Source organism: Cellulosimicrobium sp. G4 BAM 1002 (assembly GCF_057126935.1).
In genome coordinates this window covers 4,075,964-4,091,300 of sequence record NZ_CP182109.1, presented here as the reverse complement: position 1 = coordinate 4,091,300, position 15,337 = coordinate 4,075,964, and the positions used below count along the sequence as shown (strand labels likewise).

The window sequence follows — 15,337 nt, the reverse complement described above, 5'->3', positions numbered from 1 at the left end:
CGCGTCTCCCGGAGGTGCCCGCGACGCTCCCGCGGCTCAGGCCGCCGCGTCCTCCTCGCGCAGCCGGGGCTCGGTGCGCAGCGCCGGGCGCAGCCCGGACTTGTCGGCGTAGAACGCGCGCACGACGTCCATGTCGGCGCGCACGTCCCCGGTGAGCTCGACGGTCGGCCCGAGGCCGGTCGTCATCGTCGTGCGGTCGACGTACCCGAGCGTCACGGGGAGGCCCGCGTCGCGGGCGATGCGGTAGAAGCCGGACTTCCAGTAGGTGCCCGCGCCGCGGGTGCCCTCGGGCGTCACGACGAGCGAGAAGACCTCGCCCGCGGCCAGACGCGCGACGACGTCGGCGACGACCCGGCTCGGGTCGCGCCGGTCGACGGGGATGCCGCCGAGCGCGCGCATGAGCGGCCCGGCGGGGCCCGCGAAGAGCGTGTGCTTGCCGAGCCAGCGCACGTGGATCCCCGTGCTCCACGCGATCGCGAGCATGAGGACGAAGTCCCAGTTGGACGTGTGCGGGGCGCCCACGAGGAGCGTCGGGCGCGCCGTGTCGTAGGGCTCGGAGCGCAGGGTCCACCGGCTGGTCGCCCAGTAGAGGCGGGCGAGGGTTCGGCGGATCACGTCGTCACGGTACCGGGTGTGCCCGGGATCCACCCGGTTGCCGTCGACAACCGACGGCGCGCTTGGCTAGTCTCCGACCGACGTAGGGAACTTCCCGCCCTACCCGCGACCTACCTGACCGCGACGGGAACACCGACTGCTCGACGGAGACCAGATGGACGCCTTCCTTCCCGGTACCCCCGCCCTCCTCCGCTCGCTCAACGCGCGCGCCGTCCTCGACGTCCTCGGTACCGGGTCTCCGGTCGCGCGCCCCGACGTCGTCGCCTCGACGGGGCTGTCGAAGACCACGGTCGGCCAGACGCTGCGCGCGCTCGTCGACACCGGCGTCGTCGTCGAGGCGGGCCTGGACCACGACCGGCGTGGTCCGGCGGCGACGCTCTACCGGGTCGACCCCGACCACGCGTTCGGGCTGGGGATCGACGTCGCGCGTGATCGCGTGCGCGTCGCGCTCGTCGACGTGACGGGGGCGGTCCGCGCACGCGCCGAGCGTCGCGACGTCCCGGCGACGGCGACGGCGCGCGCGCGGGTCGCGACGGAGCTCGCGCGGGCGTGCGCGGCGGACGTCGAGGCCCGGCTCGGCGGGGGTGCCACGGTCGAGGTCACCCGCGCCGTCGCGGCGGTCCCCGCGATCGTCGGCGCGGACCACGCGACGATCCGCCGCGTCCCCGGCTACGAGAAGGGCGGGACGGAGCTGCACGACGCGCTCGTGGACGCTCTCGGCTGCCCGGTCACGCTGGAGAACGACCTCAACCTGGCCGCGCTCGCCGAGCAGCGCGACGGCGTCGCCGCCGGCGTGCGCTCGTTCGTCGTCCTGGGCCTCGGTTCCGGGTTCGGTGCGGGGCTCGTGCTCGACGGGCGCCTGCACCGGGGCGCGGCCGGGGGCGCGGGAGAGGTGTCGTTCCTGCCCCACCCCGGGCGTCCCCTCGGCGCCGAGACGCTCGGGGCGTCCTCGCTCGCCGTCGTCGCGAAGGACAACGGCCTGGCGGAGGACGTGACCGTCAAGGACATCGTCGACCGCGCGGAGAACGGCGACGGCGCCTCGGGGGACGCGCTCGACGAGATCGCGGAGCGCATCGCCGTCGTGGCGGCGTCGGTCGCCCTCGTGGTCGAGCCCGAGCTCGTCGTGCTCACCAACCAGGCGGCACGTGCTCCGCTCGCGGACCGCGTGAAGCGGTTCCTCGCCGACAAGATCGCCGTGCTGCCGCTGCGGGTCGTCGCGTCGGAGCTCACGTGCGACGCCGTCGTCGTGGGTGCCGCGCGCGCGGCGAGCGACGCGCTGCGCGACGAGGTCTTCCGTGCGGCGGCAGACCGGCCCGGCGGGCCGGTCGAGGGAGCGTCGACCGACGACGAGACGTCCGACGCCCGCGACCAGGAGGCGTCGTGACCGCGGAGGTGCCCGCGGCGCCGTCCGACCTCACGACGCGCCTCGGACTCGCGCCGGACGCGCGCGCGATCATCCTCAACGCCGACGACCTCGGCATGTGCCGCGCGGCGAACCGAGCGATCGGCGAGCTGCTGCTCGCGGGCCGGATCGACTCCGCGACCGTCATGGTCCCGTGCGCATGGGCGCCCGACGCGCTCGCGTTCGCGACCGCGCACCCCGTGGACGTGGGCGTGCACCTCGTCCTCACGAGCGAGTGGACCCGGTACCGCTGGCGCCCCCTCACGGGGACCGGCACGTCCCTGGTCGACGACGCCGGGTACTTCCCGCGCGACGTCGCCACCGTCGAGCGGCAGGCGCGCGACGAGGACGTCGCGGCCGAGCTCGCGGCGCAGCTCGAGGCGGCGCTCGCCGCCGGCGTCGACGTGTCGCACCTCGACAACCACATGGGCTCGGTCTACGGGCTCGAGACGGGACGCACCTTCCTGCCGCAGGTCTTCGAGCTCGCGGCGCGCCACGGGCTGCCGTTCCGTCTCCCGCGCACGACGGACGGCATGGTCCTGCCTCCGGGTGACCTCCAGCCGGTCCTCGACGAGGCGACGGCCGCGGCGGACGCCCTGGGCGTCGTCGTGGTCGACCGGCTGTGGACGCACCCGTTCGAGCTCGCGGGGGAGGGCACGCCGGGCGAGGAGGACTACGCGGACGTCAAGGCGGGCTTCCTCGACCTCCTGCGGCGCGTGCGGCCGGGGGTCACCGAGATCTACCTGCACCCCATGCTCGACGACGACGAGCTCGGCGACGTCGCCGACCACTCGGTCGCGAAGCGGGGCTTCGAGCGCCGGCTGCTCGCCGACCCCGACGTGTCGGCCGTGATCGCGGAGCAGGGGCTCGTGCGCGTCGGCTGGCGCGACCTGCGCGCCGTGCAGCGGGGCGAGCGGTGAGCCGCCTGCTCGACCGCGTGCGCGACCGGCGCCTCGTCGGGGCGCCGACGCGCGCCCAGACGATCGCGTACGGCGCCTCGGCGTTCCCCGCGAACCTCCTGCTGCAGACCTTCTCCGCGTTCGTCGTCTACTTCTACGTCGACCACCTCGGCGTCCCGGCCGGCTGGGTCGCGGGCGCCATGATCGCGCACGGCATCCTCAACGCGGTCCTCAACCCGCTCGTGGGCGCGGCGTCCGACCGCCGGCGCACGCGCTGGGGGCGGCGCGTGCCGTGGATCGGGCTGGGCATCGTCCCCCTCGTCGTCGCGTTCGCGCTCGTGTGGATGCCGCCCGCGCTGAGCGCGACGGGGCTCGTCGTGTGGTTCCTCGTCGTCGTCGCGGTGTACGACGTCGCGTACGTCGTCGTCGTGCTCAACGTCTCCGCGCTGTTCCCCGAGATCTTCCGCACGACGGCGGAGCGAGCCCGCGGCAACGCGCCGCGGCAGATCTTCGGCCTCGTCGGCATGATCCTCGGCACCGCCGGCGCGCCGCTGCTGTACGGCGGTCCGGGGTGGACGTGGATGGCGCTGCTGCTCGCCGTCGTGAGCCTCGGGTTCTTCGTCTGGTCGATGGTGGGCATGGTCGAGCGGCCGGTGGACGAGGCCGTCGTCCGCGAGCGCGAGGCCGCGGTCGGCCTGCACGACCAGCTCCGCTACACGTTCGCCAACCGCGCGTTCGTCACCTACGTCCTCGGCTCGCTCCTGCTGCAGAGCACGACGGCGATCGTGCTCGCCGCGATCCCGTTCTACGTCCGGTACGTGGTGGGCGGGGCCGAGGCCGACGCGACGTTCCTGCTCGCGCCGATCTTCGTCGCGGCGATCCCCGCGATCTTCGGGTGGTCCTGGGTCGTGCGCCGGGTGGGGCCGCGCTCGGCGATGCTCTCCGTCGTCGCGGTTTACGGCCTCTCGACGTGCCTGTACCTGGTCCCCTCCACGGTGCTCGGCGCGGCGCTCGCGGGCCTCGCGGTGGGCGTCGGGGTCGCCGGGCTGATGCAGGTGCTCGAGGTCGCGCTCGCGCAGGTCATCGACGACGACGAGCGCCGCACGGGCCTGCGCCGCGAGGGCATGTACTTCGGCGCGAACGGGTTCGTCGTCCGCGGGTCCGTCATCGTGCAGGCGGTGCTCGTCGCGGGGGTGCTCGGCGCGAGCGGGTACGTCGAGGGCGCGGGGGACTCCGCAGCCCAGCCCGAGAGCGTCGCGACGGGCGTGCGGCTCCTCCTCGGGGGCGTGCCCGTCGTGCTCGCCGCCCTCGCGTTCGTGTGCTTCTGGCTCTACCCGCTGCGCGGTCGCGACGACGAGGACACCGTGCACCTGCTGGGCGAGGCGGACGCGTCTCCCACCGCAGCAGACCCCCTGCCGAGGTAGAACCCCGGTCGGCCGAGGTAGAACCGTGGTTGGTCGAGGTAGAACGCCGGTCGGTCGAGGGCGAGCCTCGGTCTAGCTCGTGCCCGACGGCGGTCGTGCGGCCCGGGCGGCGCGCTCGCCCGCCCGGGCGAGGACGGCGCGCAGCTCGGGCGGGTCGAGAACCTCGATCTCGACGTCGAGGCTCAGCAGGAACCCGGCGAGGTGCGCCATCGATGACCCGCCGGTCTCGAGCACGCAGGCGTCCGGACCGTCGTCGGACAGCACGCCCGCGGCGGGGGTGAGCCGCTCCGCCATGGCCGCCGCGGGCGCGTGCAGGCGGATACGTGCCGGATGGGACCACGCGGTCGAGCCGGCGCCGCGCAGCACGTGCGCGACGGCGTCGCCGCCCGGGACGTCCCGCGGCGCGAATCGGGGGCCGCCCGGCGTGCGCAGACGCAGCCGGTCGACGCGGAACGTGCGCCAGTCGTCGCGCCCCGTGTCGTAGGCCAGGAGGTACCAGCGCCGGCCCGTGTGGACGAGGCGGTGCGGCTCGACCGCCCGCAGGCTCACCGCACCGTCCGACGCCGTGTACTCGAGCCGCAGTCCCGTGCGGTCGCGCACGGCCGCGGCGATCTCCCCGAGCACCTGCGGGTCCACGGCAGGGCCACCGGGCGCGACGCTCACGACGGCGGTGCGCAGCGCGTCGACCCGCCGCCGGACGTGCGTCGGCAGGACCGTGTCCAGCTTCGTCGCCGCCCGGAGCGCGGCCTCCTCCGCGCCCGCGACCGTCCCGCCTGCCGCGGCCTGCAGGGCGAGCGCGACGGAGGTCGCCTCCTCGTCGTCGAGCAGGAGCGGCGGCAGCGCGGAACCTGCACCGAGCCGGTAGCCGCCGGCGACGCCGGGCGTCGAACGCACCTCGTACCCGAGCAGGCGCAGGCGCTCGACGTCGTTGCGCACGGTGCGGGTCGTCACACCGAGGCGGCGCGCGAGCTCCGGCCCAGGCCAGTCGGCGCGGGTCGGCAGGAGCGCCAGGAGGCGCAGGAGGCGGACGGAGGTGTCGAGCACCCGTCCAGTCTGGCGTAGATCGAGGAACTGCACGTTCCGCGATGGGCCGTAACGTCGTGTGCAGCGGGACGGAGAGGCCGTACCGCCGAGGTACCGACAACGTGAGGAGAGCACCATGCTGCGAGGGATGGCGACGCTGAACCTGTGGGCCGACGACCTGGACGCCGCGAAGGACTGGTACACCCAGGTGCTCGGGACCGAGCCGTACTACGTGATCCCGGGCGGGTACGTCGAGTTCCGCGTCGGCGACCGCGAGGACGAGCTGGGCATCATCGCGCGCAGCTACTCGCCGCACCCGCAGCCGGCGCAGCCCGGCGGCGCGGTGGTCAACTGGCACGTCGACGACGTCCGCGCGGCCTTCGCGCGGCTGCTCGAGCTCGGCGCGACCGAGTACGAGGGCGTCACCGAGCGCGGCAACGGGGAGGGTTTCGTGACGGCGTCGGTCGTCGACCCGTTCGGGAACGTCCTGGGGATCATGCAGAACCCGCACTACCTCGCGATGCTCGCGACCTCGTAGCGCGGGGATCGCGCCGGGTCGGAGGTCCGTCGCGCGAGGTCGGTGCCGGTGGCGCGTGCGCTGGGTGGCCGTCCCCGGCTAGCGTGACGGCATGGACGACGTGCACGACCTGGTCACCCGCGCCCGCGACCTCGCTCGGCAGGCCGAGGACGACGCGCGTCGGTCGACCGCGATCGACACCTCCACCACCGCCGTCCTCCTAGGTCTCGTGGCATCGGTCGAGAGCCTGGCGGACGCGGTCGCCGCGCTCGCGACGCGCGACTGAGCGAGCCCCTGGTACCGGGGCGCCGCGCCCCCGGGGGTCCTACCCCGGGGATGACGATGCGGCTCCGAGCGCGTGCTCGGCGACGGTGCACGGGTCGGCGTCGGCGTCGACGTCGCGCAGGTCGCACGCGACGCGGCGCGCGAGAGAGCGGAACGCGCGGCGGTCCTCAGGCGAGAGGGACTCGAGGAGCTGCTCCTCGGCGTCGTGCACGTCGCGCGCCCACGCGGCGAGCCGACGACGGCCCTCGGGCGTCGCGACGACGCGGCGGGCTCGGCGGTCGGCGGGGTTCTGCTGGCGCTCGACGAGGCCCGCCGCGACGAGATCGTCGACGAGGTAGGTCATGACGGTGCGGTCGATGCCGTGCCGCTCGGCGAGCGCGAGCTGCGTGGGCTGGTCGCCCTCCGCGACGCTGACGAGCACCTGGTAGCCCCGCGGGCCGTGCGGAACACCCGCGAGCGCCTCGCCGACGGTCGCGTGGTAGGCGCGCAGCAGCACGCCGAGGTGCCAGCCGAGGTCGGCATGCCGGTCGTCGGCGGCGTGCAGCCCCGCCGCGGGGCTGTCCGTCGGCGCTGCCGACGACGCGTCCGCGGAGAGCGCTGCGGCCGAGGGAGTGGTCGTCGTGCTCATGGCACCCACGATAGTCCCGGGAATGCGGTTGCACCACCTTTCTGTTCTGGATATGTTCTGTTCAGCAGCACATCTCCGAGATCGTGAGGAACCATGCCCGACTACGGCCACGACCTGCGCTTCGGGTCGTTCATCACCCCGGCGGCGGCATCCCCCCGGGACGTCGTCGACCTGGCGGTGGCGTCCGAGGAGGTGGGGCTCGACGTGGTGACGTTCCAGGACCACCCGTACCAGCCGGGATTCCTCGACACCTGGACCTTGCTGTCCTGGGCCGCGGCGCGTACGCGGCGCATCCGCCTCGCGGGCAACGTGCTCAACCTGCCGCTACGCCCGCCGGCGGTCCTCGCGCGTTCTGTGGCGAGCCTCGACCGGCTGTCGGGCGGCCGTGTGGAGCTCGGGCTGGGTGCGGGCGGGTTCTGGGACCCGATCGTCGCGATGGGCGGCGACCGTCTCACGCCGGGGGAGAGCGTGGACGCGCTCGACGAGGCGATCGACGTGATCCGCGGGCTGTGGGACGTCTCGACGCGCGACCGGCTCGTCGCGGGCGGCGCGCAGCACCACGTCGACGGCGCCAAGCGCGGCCCCGCGCCCGCGCACGACGTCGAGATCTGGGTCGGCGCGCTCAAGCCGCGCATGCTGCGGCTCGTCGGCGCGAAGGCGGACGGCTGGCTCCCCTCGCTGGCCTACCTGCAGAGCTTCGAGGCGCTCGCGCGGGGCAACGCGGCGATCGACGACGCCGCTCGTGCCGCGGGGCGGGAGCCGTCCGCGGTGCGTCGTCTGCTCAACGTCGGCGGGCGCTTCACGGCCGAGCGTGGCGGGGCGTTCCTGCAGGGGCCGCCACAGCAGTGGGCCGAGCAGGTCGCGGCGCTGACGCTCGAGCACGGGGTCTCCACGTACGTCGTCGCGGCCGACGACCCCGCGATGCTCGCGGTCGTCGGCCAGGAGGTAGCCCCCGCGGCGCGCGAGCTCGTCGCGGCCGAGCGCTCCGTGGCGGGCGACGGCGCCACGGCAGGCAGCGAGGTGCGCGCATGACCGACTACGGCCACCCGCTCCGGTTCGGCACCTTCGTCACGCCGTCCGCGCAGGACCCGGAGACGACGGTCGGGCTCGCCCGCCTCGCGGAGGACCTGGGCTACGACCTCGTGACGTTCCAGGACCATCCGTACCAGCCGCGGTTCCTCGACACGTGGACGCTGCTCTCCTACGTCGCGTCCGCGACCGAGCGCATCCACGTCGCGCCGGACGTCGTCAACGTCCCGATGCGACCCCCCGCCGTCCTGGCACGCGCCGCCGCGAGCCTCGACCTGCTCTCCGACGGCCGCCTCGACCTCGCGCTCGGGGCGGGTGCGTTCTGGGACGCGATGGAGTCGATGGGTGCCCGCCGCCTCACCCCGGGCGAGTCGGTCGACGCGCTCTCCGAGGCGATCGACGTGGTCCGCGCGATCTGGGGCGAGGACGGCCCGGGCGGGCTGTTCGTCCCCGGCCGACACCACCGGCTCGACGGCGCCGCACCGGGCCCCGGCACCACGCGCCGCATCCCGGTGTGGCTCGGCGCCCTCGGCCCGCGCATGCTGCGCCTCGTCGGTGAGAAGGCGGACGGCTGGCTCCCGTCGCTGGGCCGCGTCGGCCGGGACGGGCTGCGCGCGGGCAACGCCCGCATCGACGAGGCCGCGACCGCCGTCGGGCGCGACCCGCGCGAGGTCACGCGCCTGCTCAACGTGTCCGGTTCGTTCGACGGGACCGACGGCGCGTCGGGCCTGGGCGGGACGCCCGACCTGCGGGGCGGACCGGCCGAGTGGGTCGACGGGCTGGTCCCGCTCGTCCTCGACGAGGGCGTCTCGACGCTGATCCTCGCGACCGACGACGAGCGCACCACCCGGCGGTTCGCCGAGGAGGTGGCGCCCGCGCTGCGCGAGGCCGTCGCGGCCGAGCGCGCGTCCCGCGGGACCGACACGTCGAGGCCCGTCCCGCTCGCGGTGCGCGCGCGCCGTCGGGACGGCATCGCCTACGACGAGATCCCGGACTCGCTCGCCGACCGCGCGGTGGAACCGGGCGACGCCGCGTTCGCGGCCGTGCGCTCGACCTACCTGCGCGGCGGCTCCCCGGGGCTCGTGCTGCGCCCGCGCGACACGGCGCAGGTCGCCGAGGCTCTCGCGTTCGCGCGGCGGCAGCCCGTCACGCAGCGCGTGCCGCTGTCCGTCCGCTCGGGCGGGCACGGGATCAGCGGGCGCTCGACGAACGACGGCGGCATCGTCGTCGACCTCGGCGCGCTCGACACGATCGAGGTGCTCGACGACGCCGCGCGCCTCGTCCGGCTCGGGCCCGCCGCGCGCTGGGGCGACGTCGCGGCGGCGCTCGCCCCGCGAGGATGGGCGATCACCTCGGGGGACTTCGGCGGCGTGGGCGTCGGGGGCCTGGCGACCACGGGCGGCGTCGGCTTCCTCGGCCGCGCGCACGGCCTGACGATCGACCACGTGCGTGCGGTCGAGATGGTCCTCGCGGACGGCTCGGTGGTCCGCGCGAGCGCGGACGAGAACCCCGAGCTGTTCTGGGGCGTGCGCGGTGCCGGGGCGAACCTCGGGGTCGTCACGTCGTTCGAGCTCGTCGCGGACGAGGTGGCGGCCGTCGGCTTCGCGCAGCTCGTGCACGACGCCTCGGACACCGCGGGCTTCCTCGAGCGCTGGGGGGCGGTCGTCGAGGCGTCGCCGCGCGACACGACGAGCTTCCTCCTCATGGGACGTCCCCGGCCGGGGCAGCCGGTCGTCGCGCAGACCATGACCATGGTCGACTCCGACGACCCCGACACGGTGCTCGCACGCCTGCAGCCGTTCGCCGCGATCGCGCCGCTGCTCGCGCAGGCGACCGCGCAGATCGTGCCGTACGACGCCGTCGTGTCCGCGCCGCCGCCCGGCGCCCACGGGGGCGAGGGCGAGCCCGTCGCGCGTGCGGGCCTGCTGGAGCACGTCTCGCCCGAGGCGGCGGCGCGGCTCGCCGGGCTCGTCGCGAGCGGCGACACCTACTTCTTCCAGATCCGCTCGACGGGAGGCGCGGCGTCGGACGTCCCGGCCGACGCGACGGCCTACGCGCACCGCTCCGCGCAGTTCGTCGTCAGTGCGATGGGCGCGAGCCGCGCGCGTCTCGACGCGCGCTGGGACGCGCTCGCGGACGTGTTCTCGGGCCTCTACCTGAGCTTCGACACGGACCGGCGTCCCGAGCGCGTGGCGGACGCCTTCCCGCCCGCGACGCTCGAGCGCCTGCGCGCGCTCAAGCGCCGCGTCGACCCGACGAACCTCTTCCGCGACAACTTCTCCGTGCTCGGCCCGGACCCGGTGGACGAGTTCGCCGACGCCGTCGTGCCAGCGAGAGAGAACGCCGGTAGCGCGAGGTAGAACCCTGGTGGCGCGAGGTAGAACCCTGGTCCTGACCAGCGTTCCACCTCGCGGAACCCCAGGTGTGGGCTCAGGTCGTGGAGCCGGGGTTCTCCCTCGGAGCTGGTGCGGGTGCCCGACGGCGCACGCCGAGCACCGCGTGGACGGCCAGGCCCGCGAGGATCGCCCAGAACGCGGCGGCGATGCCGGCGACGACGACGCCGCTCGCCGCGACGAGGAACGTCACGACGGACGCCTCGCGCCCGCGCGGCTCGGCGACGGCGCCCGCGACGGCGGCCCCGAGCGTCCCGACGAGCGCGAGCCCGGCCGCGGCCTCGACCAGGCCGTCGGGCGCGGCGGCGACGAGCGCGGCCAGGCCGGCCGAGGCGACGGCGAGCACGAGGTAGGCCCAGCCGGCGGTGTGGGCGGCGACCCAGCGGCGTCGGGCGTCGGGGTCGGCCTCGGGTCCTGCGGCCAGCGCGGCGGAGATCGCGGCGAGGTTGATCGCGTGGCCGCCCGCCGCGGCGCCCGCGAGCGTCCCCAGGCCGGTGACCGTCATGGTCTCGCGCCACGGCACGCGGTACCCGAACGACGCCATGACGGCGACGCCCGGGACGTTCTGCGACGCCATCGTCACGACGTAGAGCGGGACCGCGATCCCGACGACGGCCTGCCACGACAGCGTCGGGACGGCGAGGTCGAGGCGGGGGACGGCGTCGGACCAGGCGAGCGTGCCGCCCTGCACCGCCTCGTAGGCCACGATCCCGAGCGTCACGACGAGCGCCGCCGGCGCCGCCCAGCGCGGGGACAGCCGGAGCAGGACGAGCCACACCAGCACGACCGGAGCGACGAGCAGCGGCAGGTCGACGAACGCACGGACGGGCGCCAGGCACAGCGTCAGCAGGACGCCGGCGAGCATCGCCTGCGCGACGGACGCCGGGATGGCGGCGACGAGATCGCCGAGGCGCGGCCAGAGTGCGGTCAGCAGGACCAGCCCGCCGACGACGCAGAACGCTCCCACGGCGGCTGGCCAGCCGCCGGCGACCGCGCCGGTGCTGACGAGCAGGGCTGCGCCGGGCGTCGACCAGGCGAGCGTGATCGGTGTCCGGTGGCGGTTCGTGAGCCACAGGATCCCGACGCCCTGCGTGACGCACAGCGCGAGGAGCCCGGAGGCGGCCTGCTCGGGGGACGCCCCGACGGCACGCAGGCCCGCGAGGACGACGGCGAACGAGCTCGTGAACCCGACGAGCGCGGTGACGAGCCCCGCGAGGACCGGCCGCGCGAGGCTCGAGGTCGACGTGGACATGGCTCCCCCGGCGGTGTCGGCAGCGTTCTGTGACCGGAACGGTATCACGCGCGTTCCACGAACAGAACGCCGGTACGCTCGGGAGCATGGACGACCGCGGAGGGCTCGCCGGGCACCGGACGACGGGTGTCGCGCGTGACGCCGCACGCGGCAGGGGGCAGGTCGCACGGCACGGCGTGGAGCAGAGCACCGTCGCCCCGCCCGCGTGGTCGCCGCGCCGCAACGACGCCGAGACCCTTGCCGCCGTCGCCGAGCAGATCCGCACGCTGCGCGCGCAGCGGGGGCTGTCGTTGTCGGCGCTCGCGGCGCTCGCCGGCATCGGCAAGGGCTCGCTGTCCGAGATCGAGCACGGCGCGCGCAACCCGACCCTCGCGACGCTCTACGCGCTCGCCGGTGCGCTGGGCGTCCCGCTGGCCGTGCTGCTCGCGGAGCGCGCCGGGTCGCAGGTCGCCTCGGAGGGGGTCACCGCCCGGCTCCTCGACGCGCACCACCTGCCCGACGGCACCGCGGTCGAGGTGTACCACCTCCATCTCGACCCCCACGCGGACCGCACGTCACCCGCGCACGGGCCGGGCGTCGTCGAGAACCTGCTCGTCACCCACGGCCGTCTGCGCGCGGGGCGCGGTGGCGCTGAGGCCGCGGTCGGGCCGGGCGACGAGCTGCGGTGGGTGTCCGACGTCGAGCACTCCTACCGCGCGCTCGACGGCCGGTCGGTCGACGCGGTGCTCGTCATCCGGACCCCTTCCGGGTCCGCTCAGGCGCCCGCGAGCCCGCCCGGGCCCACGGCCTGAGGCACGCGCGCGAGGAACGCCCGCCGCGTCAGGTCCATGAGCTGGACCAGCGCCTGGCGCTGCCCCTCGACGCGCCACGGCTCGACGGCTCCGCGGGCGACCCGGTCGTGCAGCAGCGCGAGCTCGGTGGCCGCCTGCTGGTAGTCGCGCATCGCGTGCGCGGCGCCCGCGCCCCCCGTGCGGCGGGCCCACTCCCGGGCCTGCTTGCGCGCGCCGAGCGTCGAGAGCATCGCGAGGTCCGCGGGCGTGACGAGGCCCGTGGGGAGATAGCGGGCCACCTGCGTGCCGATCGTCGCGACCGTGCGGCGTCGGTCCTGGACGAGCACCACGACCAGCGTGACCAGCACGCCGAGCCCGGCGACGTACGCGACGCCGAGCGCGAGCATGCCGAAGCCCGTGGACGCGTTCCAGAGCATGTGCAGCGCGATGGCCGCAGCGAGACCGCCGATCGGTGCCCAGACCCGGCGCGGGCCGGGCGGGCTCGTCGCGGCGCTCGCGACGCCCAGCCCGGTGAGGGCGGTGCACAGCGGGTGCAGGAGGGGCGTGACGAGGGCGCGCAGCACGAACGTCGGGCCGAGCGTGTCCGTCTGGGCCGCCTGGATGAAGTACGTGACGTTCTCGACCGCCGCGAAGCCGAGCGCGACCATCGCCGCGTAGATGACGCCGTCCGTCCAGCCGTTCAGCTCGTGGCGGCGGAACCACAGGAGGCCGAACAGCACGGCTCCCTTGAGCAGCTCCTCCACGACCGGGGCGCCGAACGACGCCACGAGGTACCAGCCGAGCTCCTCGCCGAAGAGCGGCGCGGTGAGGAGCTCGAGGCCGAGCGTGTTGAGGATGCCTGCGACGAGGGTCGCGATGCCGGCGCCCCAGAGGAACGCGACGACGAGCGCGCTCGGCGGCTCGGGCTCGAGACGGTCGAGGGCGAGCACCACCGGCAGCCAGATCCCGAGGGGGACCAGCGAGAGCAGCAGCCCGACGCCGAACGTCCCCACGCCGGAGAGCGCCGCGAGGACGAGGCCCACGAGCAGGCACAGGCTCGCGACGGCGATCGTGACGATCAGGCCGACGCGCGGGCGGCCCGGGGGGCGGCCGTCGAGCACGGCGCGCGGGTCGAGCGCGGCGGGCGGTGGCGCCTGCGGTGCAGGAGCGCCCTGCGGCGCCCACGCGTCGTGGGGCGTGGACGCGTGCGCTCCCGGTGGCGGGTACTGCGAGGGACCGGGGGGCGGGCCGGGCGGAGTCGTCACGGGGCGTGATGCTACGCACCCGCGCGCGTCCCGGGGAAGGCGTCCACGGCTCCGGCGCCTCGGTCAGGCGCCTCGGTCAGGCGCCTCGGTCGGACGGCCGGCCGCCGAACCCGGGTCTGCGGGGCAGCTGTCCGCGCCGAACCCGGGGTTGCGGGTCGTTCGGCGGCTCAGGTGACGCGTGTCCCCGGGTTCGGCGACGGCGGTGGGGTCAGGCCGCCACGTCGTACCCCGTGCGCGCGCCCGACCGGCGGCGCACGGTCTCGTCGTCGGCGACGACCGTGTCCGGCTCGACGACGGCGCCGGGCTCGACGAGGACGCGCCGGCCGACACGCGCGCCGCTCCCGACGCGGGCCCGGTCTCCGACGTGGCACTCGGGCGCGAGGCGGACGTTGTCGCCGATCCGCACGTCGCGGCCCACGACGACGTCGTGGTCGAGCCAGCTGCCCTCGCCGATGCGCGAGCCGGGGCCGACGCGGACGCCGGCCTCGACGTACGTGCCGGTCCCGACGGGGACGGGCTCGGGGACGTTGGCGCGCGGCGACACGAGGCCGCCGCCGGTGTGACGGTCGTAGTGCATGATCTCGCCGTAGTCGTTCTCGACCTGGACGCGGCGTGAGAGGCGGGCCACGGGACCTCCTGGGGTCTGTCGGCAGGTTTCTGCCTGACATAACGTCGGAGGGCGGGCAAGGATTCCAGGCCGGTTCCTGCTCGGTCGAGCCGCCGGCCCCGGGGCGGGCTCAGGGGCGCGCGGTGCTCCCGCGCACGACGAGGCTCGTCGGCAGCCGCAGATGGGCGTCGCGCGGTGTGCCCTGGATGAGGTCCACGACCATGCGCAGGGCCTCGGCGCCCATCTGGTGGATGGGCTGGCTGACGGTCGTCAGCGGGGGGTCGGTGAGCGCGGACTCGGGCACGTTGTCGAACCCGACGACCGAGACGTCGTCGGGCACGCGCAGCCCGAGCTCGCGCGCGACCTCCATGGTGCGGATCGCGGACAGGTCGTTCGCCGCGAAGATCGCCGTCGGGCGGTCGGGCAGGGTCAGCAGCTCGTGCGCGGGGGAGTCCGTGGTGTCGGGGCGGTAGCCGCCGACCCGCATGAGGCCCGGGTCGACCGGGATCCCGGCGTCCTCCAGGGCCTCCCGGTAGCCCTTCTCGCGCAGGCGCGCGGACTCGAGGTCGGGGCGCCCGCCGAGGAAGCCGATGCGCCGGTGCCCGAGCTGGACGAGGTGCTCGGTCACGGCGCGCGCGCCGCCGAGGTTGTCGGAGTCGACGGTCGGCGGGCCCGAGGGGCCGGTGTGCGGGTCGACGGCGACGACGGGGACCGTGTTGCGCGGGTTGACCACGGTGGGGGTGACGAGGACCGCGCCGTCGATCAGCGTGCCCGCGAGGCGCGAGAGGTAGCGCTGCTCCCAGCCGACCCGGTCGTTGCGCCCCATCCCGCCGGAGTAGGCGAGGAGCTCGTAGCCCGTGCCCTCGACGGCCTCGGAGATGCCCTTGAGCAGCTCGGTGGAGAACGGCTCGAACTCTGCCACGAGGATGCCGATCACGTTCGTGCGGCGGCTCCGCAGGCTGCGGGCGACGATCGAGGACTCGTAGCCGAGGTCGGCGATGACCTCGTGGACCCGGGCGGACGTCTCGGGCGCGACGCCGTACCGGTCGTTGATCACCTTGGACACCGTGGCCACGGACACGCCCGCGGTGCGCGCGACGTCCCCGATGGTCACTCTCCCGGACGGTCGCATGAGGATGACCTTAATGCCTGGCGGGCCCTGCGACGCGCGGTGGCCAGGACGTCGTCGAATGTTTCGAAACCGTTATCGACATCGATTGACATCGCG

15 protein-coding genes are annotated in these 15,337 nt (G+C 75.3%); 8 read left to right on the top strand and 7 right to left on the bottom strand.

Annotated features, from left to right (window positions below):
* Positions 1–36: 36 nt before the first annotated feature.
* Positions 37–615 carry a 1-acyl-sn-glycerol-3-phosphate acyltransferase gene (locus ACMXGY_RS18215; RefSeq protein ID WP_483774371.1) on the bottom strand — a complete coding sequence of 193 codons (579 nt, stop codon included), beginning with the start codon at positions 613–615 and terminating at the stop codon, positions 37–39.
* A 154-nt stretch (positions 616–769) separates the two neighbouring features.
* Here ACMXGY_RS18215 and ACMXGY_RS18210 point away from each other — a divergent pair, with 154 nt between their 5' ends.
* The 3 genes from ACMXGY_RS18210 to ACMXGY_RS18200 are packed head-to-tail and all read left to right on the top strand — an operon-like array spanning position 770 to position 4,340.
* Positions 770–1,999, top strand: coding sequence for an ROK family transcriptional regulator (locus ACMXGY_RS18210; RefSeq protein WP_483774370.1), 1,230 nt, complete (start codon positions 770–772; stop codon positions 1,997–1,999).
* A complete protein-coding gene (locus ACMXGY_RS18205; protein ID WP_483774369.1) occupies positions 1,996–2,937 on the top strand; it encodes a polysaccharide deacetylase family protein in 942 nt (313 codons plus the stop codon). Before ACMXGY_RS18210 ends, ACMXGY_RS18205 begins: the two co-directional genes overlap by 4 nt.
* Positions 2,934–4,340 carry an MFS transporter gene (locus tag ACMXGY_RS18200; RefSeq protein ID WP_483774368.1) on the top strand — a complete coding sequence of 469 codons (1,407 nt, stop codon included), beginning with the start codon at positions 2,934–2,936 and terminating at the stop codon, positions 4,338–4,340. Before ACMXGY_RS18205 ends, ACMXGY_RS18200 begins: the two co-directional genes overlap by 4 nt.
* A gap of 72 nt (positions 4,341–4,412) precedes the next feature.
* On the opposite strand, the gene ACMXGY_RS18195 is transcribed toward ACMXGY_RS18200, so the two are convergent.
* Positions 4,413–5,384: a helix-turn-helix transcriptional regulator gene (locus ACMXGY_RS18195; RefSeq protein WP_483774367.1), complete on the bottom strand. Its 972-nt coding sequence runs from the start codon at positions 5,382–5,384 to the stop codon at positions 4,413–4,415.
* 127 nt (positions 5,385–5,511) lie between these two features.
* Between ACMXGY_RS18195 and ACMXGY_RS18190 the strand changes: the two genes are divergently transcribed.
* Together ACMXGY_RS18190 and ACMXGY_RS18185 are read left to right on the top strand one after the other, a co-directional pair.
* A complete protein-coding gene (locus tag ACMXGY_RS18190) occupies positions 5,512–5,901 on the top strand; it encodes a VOC family protein (RefSeq protein WP_483774366.1) in 390 nt (129 codons plus the stop codon).
* A gap of 91 nt (positions 5,902–5,992) precedes the next feature.
* Positions 5,993–6,166, top strand: a complete 174-nt coding sequence (locus ACMXGY_RS18185) for a hypothetical protein (RefSeq protein WP_483774365.1) — start codon at positions 5,993–5,995, stop codon at positions 6,164–6,166.
* Positions 6,167–6,205: 39 nt separating this feature from the next.
* On the opposite strand, the gene ACMXGY_RS18180 is transcribed toward ACMXGY_RS18185, so the two are convergent.
* Positions 6,206–6,793, bottom strand: a complete 588-nt coding sequence (locus ACMXGY_RS18180; RefSeq protein ID WP_483774364.1) for a MarR family winged helix-turn-helix transcriptional regulator — start codon at positions 6,791–6,793, stop codon at positions 6,206–6,208.
* Positions 6,794–6,886: 93 nt separating this feature from the next.
* Between ACMXGY_RS18180 and ACMXGY_RS18175 the strand changes: the two genes are divergently transcribed.
* A complete protein-coding gene (locus ACMXGY_RS18175; RefSeq protein WP_483774363.1) occupies positions 6,887–7,825 on the top strand; it encodes an LLM class flavin-dependent oxidoreductase in 939 nt (312 codons plus the stop codon).
* The gene (locus tag ACMXGY_RS18170; protein ID WP_483774362.1) at positions 7,822–10,182 is read left to right on the top strand and encodes an LLM class flavin-dependent oxidoreductase; all 2,361 of its coding nucleotides are present in this window, start codon (positions 7,822–7,824) and stop codon (positions 10,180–10,182) included. Before ACMXGY_RS18175 ends, ACMXGY_RS18170 begins: the two co-directional genes overlap by 4 nt.
* Before the next feature lie 70 nt (positions 10,183–10,252).
* Here the strand turns inward: ACMXGY_RS18170 and ACMXGY_RS18165 are convergent, their stop codons facing one another.
* Positions 10,253–11,467 carry a benzoate/H(+) symporter BenE family transporter gene (locus tag ACMXGY_RS18165; protein WP_483774361.1) on the bottom strand — a complete coding sequence of 405 codons (1,215 nt, stop codon included), beginning with the start codon at positions 11,465–11,467 and terminating at the stop codon, positions 10,253–10,255.
* Positions 11,468–11,553: 86 nt separating this feature from the next.
* On the opposite strand from ACMXGY_RS18165, the gene ACMXGY_RS18160 reads away from it, so the two are divergent.
* Entirely contained in the window at positions 11,554–12,258 is a 705-nt protein-coding gene (locus ACMXGY_RS18160; RefSeq protein ID WP_483774360.1) for a helix-turn-helix domain-containing protein, read from the top strand.
* Here the strand turns inward: ACMXGY_RS18160 and ACMXGY_RS18155 are convergent.
* The 3 genes from ACMXGY_RS18155 to ACMXGY_RS18145 form a co-directional block, all read right to left on the bottom strand.
* Entirely contained in the window at positions 12,222–13,502 is a 1,281-nt protein-coding gene (locus tag ACMXGY_RS18155) for a PrsW family intramembrane metalloprotease (RefSeq protein ID WP_483774359.1), read from the bottom strand. The genes ACMXGY_RS18160 and ACMXGY_RS18155 overlap by 37 nt on opposite strands.
* A 208-nt stretch (positions 13,503–13,710) precedes the next feature.
* Positions 13,711–14,130 (bottom strand): transferase, encoded by a 420-nt coding sequence (locus ACMXGY_RS18150; protein ID WP_483774358.1) that lies wholly within the window; start codon positions 14,128–14,130, stop codon positions 13,711–13,713.
* Positions 14,131–14,239: 109 nt separating this feature from the next.
* Positions 14,240–15,241: a LacI family DNA-binding transcriptional regulator gene (locus ACMXGY_RS18145; RefSeq protein WP_483774357.1), complete on the bottom strand. Its 1,002-nt coding sequence runs from the start codon at positions 15,239–15,241 to the stop codon at positions 14,240–14,242.
* Positions 15,242–15,337: the final 96 nt, after the last annotated feature.

What these genes read in the sequence shown, in the direction of transcription:
- ACMXGY_RS18210 (WP_483774370.1), top strand. Translation starts at nt 770, where the DNA reads ATGGACGCCTTCCTTCCCGGTACCCCCGCCCTCCTCCGCTCGCTCAAC.
- ACMXGY_RS18190 (WP_483774366.1), top strand. Translation starts at nt 5,512, where the DNA reads ATGGCGACGCTGAACCTGTGGGCCGACGACCTGGACGCCGCGAAGGAC.
- ACMXGY_RS18185 (WP_483774365.1), top strand. Translation starts at nt 5,993, where the DNA reads ATGGACGACGTGCACGACCTGGTCACCCGCGCCCGCGACCTCGCTCGG.
- ACMXGY_RS18180 (WP_483774364.1), bottom strand. Translation starts at nt 6,793, where the DNA reads ATGAGCACGACGACCACTCCCTCGGCCGCAGCGCTCTCCGCGGACGCG.
- ACMXGY_RS18175 (WP_483774363.1), top strand. Translation starts at nt 6,887, where the DNA reads ATGCCCGACTACGGCCACGACCTGCGCTTCGGGTCGTTCATCACCCCG.
- ACMXGY_RS18170 (WP_483774362.1), top strand. Translation starts at nt 7,822, where the DNA reads ATGACCGACTACGGCCACCCGCTCCGGTTCGGCACCTTCGTCACGCCG.
- ACMXGY_RS18165 (WP_483774361.1), bottom strand. Translation starts at nt 11,467, where the DNA reads ATGTCCACGTCGACCTCGAGCCTCGCGCGGCCGGTCCTCGCGGGGCTC.
- ACMXGY_RS18160 (WP_483774360.1), top strand. Translation starts at nt 11,554, where the DNA reads ATGGACGACCGCGGAGGGCTCGCCGGGCACCGGACGACGGGTGTCGCG.
- ACMXGY_RS18145 (WP_483774357.1), bottom strand. Translation starts at nt 15,241, where the DNA reads ATGCGACCGTCCGGGAGAGTGACCATCGGGGACGTCGCGCGCACCGCG.